At 65.3% G+C, this 8,105-nt stretch carries 8 protein-coding genes and 1 riboswitch; of the genes, 2 read left to right on the top strand and 6 right to left on the bottom strand.

Annotated elements, in window-relative coordinates:
• Positions 1 to 15: 15 nt before the first annotated feature.
• Positions 16 to 186, bottom strand: a riboswitch (yybP-ykoY riboswitch).
• A 189-nt stretch (positions 187 to 375) separates the two neighbouring features.
• Positions 376 to 1,659 carry an aminotransferase class I/II-fold pyridoxal phosphate-dependent enzyme gene (locus NFV80_RS16820; RefSeq protein ID WP_295329107.1) on the top strand — a complete coding sequence of 428 codons (1,284 nt, stop codon included), beginning with the start codon at positions 376 to 378 and terminating at the stop codon, positions 1,657 to 1,659.
• 118 nt (positions 1,660 to 1,777) lie between these two features.
• Entirely contained in the window at positions 1,778 to 2,689 is a 912-nt protein-coding gene (locus NFV80_RS16815) for a GGDEF domain-containing protein (RefSeq protein WP_295329109.1), read from the top strand.
• 27 nt (positions 2,690 to 2,716) lie between these two features.
• Here the strand turns inward: NFV80_RS16815 and NFV80_RS16810 are convergent, their stop codons facing one another.
• The 6 genes from NFV80_RS16810 to queD form a co-directional block, all read right to left on the bottom strand.
• The gene (locus tag NFV80_RS16810; protein WP_296759417.1) at positions 2,717 to 3,436 is read right to left on the bottom strand and encodes a secretin N-terminal domain-containing protein; all 720 of its coding nucleotides are present in this window, start codon (positions 3,434 to 3,436) and stop codon (positions 2,717 to 2,719) included.
• Positions 3,437 to 3,447: 11 nt separating this feature from the next.
• Entirely contained in the window at positions 3,448 to 4,560 is a 1,113-nt protein-coding gene (zapE, locus tag NFV80_RS16805; RefSeq protein ID WP_295326823.1) for a cell division protein ZapE, read from the bottom strand.
• Between the two features lie 139 nt (positions 4,561 to 4,699).
• Positions 4,700 to 5,479, bottom strand: a complete 780-nt coding sequence (locus NFV80_RS16800) for a 5-oxoprolinase subunit PxpA (RefSeq protein ID WP_295326825.1) — start codon at positions 5,477 to 5,479, stop codon at positions 4,700 to 4,702.
• A complete protein-coding gene (locus NFV80_RS16795) occupies positions 5,476 to 6,558 on the bottom strand; it encodes a biotin-dependent carboxyltransferase family protein (RefSeq protein ID WP_295326826.1) in 1,083 nt (360 codons plus the stop codon). The genes NFV80_RS16800 and NFV80_RS16795 overlap by 4 nt, the downstream gene beginning before the upstream one ends.
• Positions 6,555 to 7,355: a 5-oxoprolinase subunit PxpB gene (pxpB, locus tag NFV80_RS16790; RefSeq protein WP_295326828.1), complete on the bottom strand. Its 801-nt coding sequence runs from the start codon at positions 7,353 to 7,355 to the stop codon at positions 6,555 to 6,557. Before pxpB ends, NFV80_RS16795 begins: the two co-directional genes overlap by 4 nt.
• An 11-nt stretch (positions 7,356 to 7,366) precedes the next feature.
• On the bottom strand, positions 7,367 to 7,810 hold the full coding sequence (gene queD / locus NFV80_RS16785; RefSeq protein WP_295326830.1) for a 6-carboxytetrahydropterin synthase QueD: 444 nt from the start codon (positions 7,808 to 7,810) through the stop codon (positions 7,367 to 7,369).
• Positions 7,811 to 8,105 lie beyond the last annotated feature (295 nt).

The raw sequence follows: 8,105 nt of genomic DNA, 5'->3' as shown, positions 1-8,105 counted from the left end.
GTTCACTGTGGGCTCCGGCGGATCGGACAGCAAGAACCATGACGCACCGCTTCCTGTCCGACCCGGAACGAAACGATGCGCCAATAGTCTCGTCAAGCCAATCGGCCAAACGCGCCACGGCTTTTGCCGAGTATGTTGACGCGTTCTCCTCGGGAACGAGGAAGTCTACTCCCCACTGACCGAATCAGTGTATCACAGTCGGTGTTTGTCCAGTAAGAATGCCTGTCGCTCGGAAAAATCCGGCACCGGGAGCGACCACTTGACCAGGCCCGTCGACTGTTCCCGGGGTCGATTCACGGGTCCGATTCCGGCGAAGCGAAGTGCTAAGATTCACCCCTTTCCAGATAGCACGCCAATCACCAAGGGAGAACGCGCATGAAACTCGAAACCCTCGCCGTCCACGCTGGCTACAGTCCCGAAGCGACGACCAACGCGGTCGCCGTGCCGATTTATCAGACCACCTCGTATTCCTTCGACAACACCCAGCACGGAGCCGACCTGTTCGACCTCAAGGTGGCCGGCAACATCTACACGCGGATCATGAATCCGACGCAGGATGTCCTGGAAAAGCGCGTCGCCGCGATGGAGGGCGGCATCGGCGGACTGGCGCTGGCCTCGGGCCAGGCGGCCATCACCTACTCGATCATGACCATCTCCGAAGCCGGCGACAATATCGTCTCGGCATCGACACTGTATGGCGGCACCTACAACCTCTTTGCGCATACCTTGCCACAGTACGGGATCGAAGTGCGCTTCGCCAATCATGCCGATCCGGCCAGCTTCGAAAGACTGATCGACGGCAAGACCAAGGCGCTGTTTTGTGAATCGGTCGGCAATCCGCTTGGCAACATCACCGACTTCGAGCAACTCGCCGAAATTGCCCATCGCCATGGCGTCCCCCTGATCGTAGACAATACCGTTCCCTCGCCTTACCTCTGTCGCCCCTTCGAGCACGGGGCCGACATCGTCATACACTCGCTGACGAAATACATCGGCGGCCATGGCAATTCGATCGGCGGCATGATCGTCGACAGCGGGCGTTTCCCGTGGGTCGAACACAAGGCGAAATTCAGGCGGCTCAACGAACCCGACGTCTCCTACCATGGCGTCGTCTACACCGAAGCGCTGGGCCCGGCAGCCTACATCGGCCGGGCGCGCGTCGTGCCGTTGCGCAATATGGGCGCCGCCATCTCTCCCTTCAACAGCTTTTTGATTCTGCAGGGACTGGAGACGCTGCCACTGCGCATGGACCGCATCTGCGCCAACGCCGAGAAGGTAGCCGCGTACTTGCAAGGCCACGCCAAGGTCGCATGGGTCAATTACGCCGGCCTGCCGGATCACCCGGACCATCCGCTGGTGCAGAAGTACATGGCTGGCAGGGCTTCGGGAATCCTGACCTTCGGCGTCAAGGGTACCGACTGCACGGGTTCGCAGGCTGGCGCGCGCTTCCAGGATGCGCTGCAGTTATTCACCCGTCTGGTCAATATCGGCGACGCCAAATCGCTCGCCTGCCACCCGGCATCGACCACGCACCGTCAACTGGCGCCGGCAGAACTCGCCAAAGCCGGCGTCTCCGAGGAGATGATCCGCCTTTCCGTTGGCATCGAACACATCGACGATCTGATCGACGATCTGGAACAGGCGCTGGCGGCCGCCTGAGCGCCCGCCCGGGGCCAGGAGCACTGCTAATATCAATGGCTTGTCGACGTGCGCCGGGCGCGGTTCTGGGTTAGCATGGGATCTCGCAGAGCATCGCCAATGTCCGCGGATGCCGTCGATGTCCAGTAGCCCCCACCACCTGCCGCTCGTCGATCTGCGTGCCGATGATGGCGAGATCGGCAACTATGCGGCGCTGCTCGACAGCCTTCACATCGGCCTGCTGGTCTTTGCTGCCGACGGTTCGCCATGGCTGCGCAATGGCTGGGCCGACGCGTTGCTGGGCAGCGTGTCCGGCGTCTGGGAGGACGAGAACGGGCAGCCGCTGGCCACCGGGAATCGTCCCGAGACGCAGGTCCTGCAGACCGGGCAGGCGGTGCTGCAGCGCGCCATCTGCGTTCGCAACGACGCCCGGGGCACCCGCATCTGGTGCAAGGCCAGCGCCTTTCCGGTATTCGCCGCTGACGGCAGCCTGCGACGAGTCCTCCTGACCCTGGCCGAGCTCGATCGCCACAGCCGTCTGGCGACCGAGAACCGGCCACTGCCGACGCATGACCCGCTCACCGGCGTCTTCAACCAGCGCTACATCCTGCTTCTGGTGGACGACGAGAGTCGTCGCGCACGGCGCTACGGCATCCCTTTTGCACTGGCCCTGATCGCGATCGACAACTTCCCCGATTTTTGCCGGGCCCACGGATCGGGCGCCGGTGAGAGCGTCCTTGCCGAGATTGGCCGACTGCTTGGCAATGGTCTGCGCGAGTTCGACATGGTCGGCCGCTTTGGCGCCGAGGAGTTTCTGGTGATTCTGCCGAACGTGCGCGTCAGCGACGCGATGATCGGCCTCGAACGCCTGCGCGAACTGGTCGAAGCGACACGCTGGTACGACCACGAGCCAGCCCTGACGATCAGCGGTGGCGTCAGCGAATACGGCGGCGAGGACGCCGCGACACTGATCGAATGCCTGCGATCGCTGCTTGGTACGGCGCGCACTGCGGGCGGCAATCGACTGTGCGTCGATCTCGAAATGTTCTAGCCTGGATCTCCCAGGAAGTGTCCCGCTTCACGGTAGTTCCTCGACCTGCAACCAGACACTGCTTCCGCTCACCCGGCTTCCGTGCTCGCCGACCTCGGCCTGCTGGCTGCTGCCGCCGACTTCGAGCCACTCGCCGAGGCGGCCCGAGACCGTCGTCAGCAGCCGCTGCCGTTCGACGGCGCCCTGGCCACCCGGCGAATCGAACTGCGGGCTGATCTCCAGCGTCACCCGCTCGCCAACCACCCGCGGGGCAGCGTAGAAACCCTGTCCGAGGTCGCGATAGACGATGCCTTCGCTGAACACGGCGCCGCGGGGCCCGATCGCCAACTGCCGCAGCGGCACCGGCAGCGACCTTCCGACCTGGATCAGCGCGCGTCCGCCCTCTACCACCTGCACCATTTGCTGGCTGTCGATCGATTGCACGCTGCGCCGCTCGTACGCCGGCAATTCGAGGCCACTGTCACGGTTCTGGCGGACGCGGATCAGCAACCGTCGCGCCGGGGTATCGATCGCCGCCAGCGCCTGCCTGATCTGCTCGCGATTGCGCGGCGAGGCGCGCACAATCAACTGGTCATTCATTCCCGAGAGTGTGCCACCGGGCTCGAGCAACGGTTGCAGCGCCGGCAGCACCTCCTGCAGCGTACGGTGGCGCAGCGCGATGATCTCCATTTCCTGCTGCCCGACGGCCAGTGACGGGAGCAACACGCAAAGCAGCGTCAGCAGCGATCGCCTCGCAGCCGCCTGCAAGCACCGTCGACTCACGACAGGTGCGGCAGGCCAAGATACTCGCGCGAACGCATCTCGGTCAGTCGGCTGGCGGTGCGGAAAAACTCACTCGCCTGCGTACCCTGCGTGTATAGCCCATCTGGAGCGCAGTCGGCGGTAGCGATCAGCTTGACCTTGTGGTCATAGAAGATATCGACGAGCCAGGTGAAGCGCCGCGCTTCCGACGCCATGTTCGCCGACATTCTCGGTATCCCGGAGAGCAGCACCGTGTGGTAGGCCCGCGCCAATTCGAGGTAGTCGTTCTGCGAACGTGGTCCACCGCACAAGGACTTGAAGTCGAACCAGATCACCCCGGCACCGCGCCGCTGCGTCGGAATCTCGCGGCCGAGAATGTCGACGCAGCCCCCCGTTTCCCCCTCGCCGTCGGCCATCGCCGTGAAGTACTCGGCCATCCTCGACTCGGCAGCAGCGTCGACCGGAAAATGAAAGATTTCCACCTGTTCGAGCGTGCGCAGCCGATAATCGACGCCGGCGTCGATTTCCAGCACGTCGAGCCGCGCCTGGATCAGGGCAATCGTCGGCAGGAAGTTCTCGCGTTGCAGGCCATTCGGATAGAGGCGGTCGGGCGGATAGTTGGAGGTCATCACGAACACCACGCCGCGCGCGAAAAGCGCTTCGAGCAGACGTCCGAGGATCATCGCATCGGCGATGTCGGAAACGTGAAACTCGTCGAAACACAGCAGCCGGACTTCGGTGGCGATGCTCTCGGCGACGCGCAGCAACGGATCGCTCTCCCCCTTGCGTTCGTTCAACTGCCGATGCACTCCGTGCATGAACGCGTGAAAGTGGATCCGCCGCTTGCGACGGTAGGGAACGGCGTCGAAAAAGCAGTCCATCAGAAAGCTTTTGCCGCGCCCGACGCCACCCCAGAAATAGACGCCACGCGGCACCTCGGGCGGAGCGAACAAACGCCGCAAGGTGCTGCGACGCCCGACCTTGAACGACAGCAGTTCGTAATAGAGACGTTGCAGGCGGTCGGCGGCGGCACGCTGCGCTGCGTCGGCCGTGAAGTTGCGTGCTGCGAGCAGGCGCTCGTACGCTTCGATCATTCCCCGCTCGGGAACCTTCAGAACTCGGTGAGGCATTCGCGTCTTTCCGCTACTCGGATGGGCTTCCCGGGCCATGGCTTGCCGGAAGGCCCGGAAACGAGGCCGCGGCGCCACTCGATCTCATCCGCTCCGCCGCGATGCCGCCATTCTAGACCATCGTTGCGCAAACGTCAGACTACACGGTCTGCAAGGCTTCCGGCAGGGGCACGAGAACGATGCCGTCGGCCAGCAATGCGGCGCGAATGGCCGTCGCCGCGGCTACCGCCCGCGGCCCGTCGCCATGCACGCAGATGCTTTGAAATTCGGTGCGAATCAGTCGCCCGCCCTGACTGACGATGCCGCCGGCGTCGAGCATGCGCCGGACGTGAGCGACACAGGCGTCGGCACTGTCGAGCAGCGCGCCGGGCTGGCTGCGTGGCACGAGCTGGCCGGTATCGGTGTACGCACGGTCAGCGAACACCTCGTCGACGACACGCAGGCCAGCCACCGCACCGGTCAGCGCCAGCTTCGACAGCGCCGGTGCGAGCAGGATCAACTCGGGATCGAAGCTCTCGATCGCCGCCACGACACTGTGCGCCAGGGTCGCGTCCTCGCAGGCCATGTTGTTCAGCGCGCCGTGCGGCTTGACGTGCGTCAGCCGCCCACCCTCGGCCCTGGTGATGCCAGCAAGGGCGCCGATCTGGTAGATCAGCATCGCTTCGAGTTCGGCGGGAGGAAGCTGCATGGGGCGTCGCCCGAAACCCTGCAGGTCAGGAAACGACGGATGTGCCCCGATGCTCACCCCGGCGGCCAGCGCCTGCCGGACGGTTTGACGCATCACCAGCGGATCGCCGGCGTGGTAGCCACAGGCAATGTTTGCAGCGCCGACGATGCGCAGCAACTCCGCGTCGCTGCCCATTTGCCAAACCCCGAAGCTCTCGCCGAGATCGGCGTTGAGATTGATTCTGCGCGTCATCGATTCTCCTCCCGACTGTTCGCTACGGGCAATTCTGCCCCCGCCGCCGTCTCGACCGCACAGGCGTCGATCACGCCGCTGATCAGATTGACCGCGTAGATCGCCTGCGAATCGATCTCTCCGGTTTCGGCCAACGGCTGGATGTCGGCGATCTGCGCACGCACTGCTGCCTCGCGCGCCATCGCCGCGCGTTCCGCGGTCGCCACCGAAACCGCGGTAAAGCGAACTCGCTGCCCCGGCGCCAGCACTGCCAGCCGCGGCAGGTCGGCCGAAATCACCGTGGCGATTTTCGGATACCCGCCGGCAGTCTGGGCATCGGCGAGCAGGACGATCGGTTGACCCTGGCCCGGCACCTGGATCGACCCGGGAAGCGTCGCGTCGGAGACGATTTCGCCCCCCTTTTCCGGGCGATGCCGCAACACCGGGCCATCCAGCCGCATCCCCATGCGGTCGGCGGCGGACGAAATACGGTAGTCCCCACCCAGGAAACACGCCAGCGAGGAGGGGCTGAAGTAGTCGTCCTGCGGTCCGAGAACGACCCGGATCGGCGCCGAATCGAAGGGCGGCGGGTTACGCAGCATCCGCTCGTCACCGACGCCGGCGTTGGCCAACAGACGAACCCCAGCGCTCAGCAAGCGCCCGTCCACGCCACCGAATCCGGAGCGCGCATCGGTGGAAGCGCTGCCGAGTTGGCGCGGCAGATCGATCCCGGCCACCGCCAGATAGCCGACGCGTCCCGGCGAGACCATTCCACAGCGCAGCGTCTCGCCGGGAGCGAGCGTGACGCTACGCCAGGATGCGATCCGCCCGCGTCGGCCATGGCCAATCCGGTCGGCGACGAAATGACCGGTCAATGCGACACGGACCGGCAGCTCGAGTGCACGCACCGACAGGCCACCGGCAAAAAACTCGATCGCCGGCGCTGTCTCGACGTTTCCCAGGAGGACATTGGCGACGCGCAACCAGCCGGCTTCCAACGCTCCGGCATGCGCTACGCCGAACCGCCGGAATCCGGGCCGGCCGAGGTCCTGGATCGACGCCATTGCGCCGGGGTGCGTGATTTCGAGCCAGGCACTCATCGACCGGAAAACCTCTCGCCCACGAGAAACTCGAGCGGCGGCGACGCAACCGCCGACCGCGCCGCCATCCTCACCGCCAGCTCGTGATATTCGGCGGCGCCAACGGGACGAAACCGTACCTGGTCGCCCGGCTGGAGCAAGGCCGGTTGCGCCCAGCCAGCCGAAAACAGCGGCACCGGACAGGCGCCGATCAAGTGCCAGCCACCGGGGCTCTCGCATGGGTAAATCGCTGTCAGCGTGCCGGCGGTGGCGACGCTGCCGGCGGGCACGCGCAGCCTCGGCTCGCTGCGGCGCGGAAGCGAAAGACGCTCGGCAAGCCCCCCCAGAAAGGCGAATCCGGGCAGGAATCCGAGCATGCAGACTTCATAGTTGCCGCCCGCATGCAGGCGCACCACATCGGCCGGCGGCAAACCGCAGGCCGTCGCCAATTCGTCCAGATCCGGCCCACAGGCAGCGATCTCGTCGCCATAACAGACCGGCAACTGCCAGCGGCGGCCGAGCGGCGCGTTCGCGGTCGCGGACGAGGGGATCGCCTGCCGGATGCGCGGTTCGATTTCGCCACGCGTCGTGCGCAACGGATCATAGATCACCGTCAGCGATCGGAAGGTGGGCACCGCTTCGACGACTCCGGGCAACTCGCCGCGAGCGATGGCGCCTGCCAGTGCGGCATCGAGCGCAGCCACCGCGGCCTGCAGGCGCCGGTCGATACGCTCACCGAACTCGATCGTCAGCGCCGTATCGCCGGCGTCGAGGATGCGAAAACCGATGCCGCCCGCTGCGCATCCCGGCGCCGGCACATCGGACTCCGCTACTCGCGAATCGCCTCGGCCCAGCAATTCGGCGATTCGTACAGACGAACGCGGGCGAGCCGCAACCGATTGCCGTAGCTGTCCCGATAGACCGCGTCGAGAATCGCGAAAGCCTGCTGCGCCAGGTTCTCGGCGGTCGGTACGCAATCGAGCAGCACCGTCTTGTGCCCCGGTAGCGAAGCGAGGAAGTTCACCACCGGCAAATCGCCGGCAAAGACCAGAAACGCATGATCCCAGGCATCGACCAGATGCTTCGCCGCCAGCGCCTTGACCTCGGAGAAATCCATGACCATTCCGTTCGCCGGGTCGCCAGCGCTGCGGATGACGTTGCCGGCGAGCGTGATCTCGAGCGCGTAGCGATGCCCGTGCAGATGCCGACATTGACTGCCATGGTCGGGTATGCGGTGCCCGGCGTCGAACTCGAGGCGACGGGTGATGAGCATCTGGAAGCGGCCGCTGGGAAAGGAGCGGCGATTATAGCACTGCCGCCAGCGGCGCTTTTTCGGCGCAAGAAGAAGCGGCCAGCGTAGTCCGCTCGCGAAGCGGAGCCTGAGAGGGCGATGCTCCTGGCCGCGAAGTCCCGGTCGCCGGCTACCGGCGACCAGTGCACATGGGCGTCGGCTTCCGACGCCGTCAGGCAACGTTGGCCAGCATGAGTGGTCGCCGCGCCATGTGCATTCGTTCGTCCTCCTGCTACCATCTGCCGATGACGATCGACCACGATGCCGGTTACCGGTT

It is taken from the genome of Accumulibacter sp., from assembly GCF_023806565.1.
GTDB lineage: Bacteria > Pseudomonadota > Gammaproteobacteria > Burkholderiales > Rhodocyclaceae > Accumulibacter.
The sequence above is the reverse complement of the archived record's forward strand: the minus strand, read 5'-3'. Positions and strand labels throughout refer to the sequence as shown.

Bases quoted from the DNA above. Each gene is read 5' to 3' on its own strand.
- NFV80_RS16820 (WP_295329107.1), top strand. From the start codon at position 376: ATGAAACTCGAAACCCTCGCCGTCCACGCTGGCTACAGTCCCGAAGCG.
- NFV80_RS16815 (WP_295329109.1), top strand. From the start codon at position 1,778: ATGTCCAGTAGCCCCCACCACCTGCCGCTCGTCGATCTGCGTGCCGAT.
- zapE (WP_295326823.1), bottom strand. From the start codon at position 4,560: ATGCCTCACCGAGTTCTGAAGGTTCCCGAGCGGGGAATGATCGAAGCG.
- NFV80_RS16800 (WP_295326825.1), bottom strand. From the start codon at position 5,479: ATGACGCGCAGAATCAATCTCAACGCCGATCTCGGCGAGAGCTTCGGG.
- NFV80_RS16795 (WP_295326826.1), bottom strand. From the start codon at position 6,558: ATGAGTGCCTGGCTCGAAATCACGCACCCCGGCGCAATGGCGTCGATC.
- queD (WP_295326830.1), bottom strand. From the start codon at position 7,810: ATGCTCATCACCCGTCGCCTCGAGTTCGACGCCGGGCACCGCATACCC.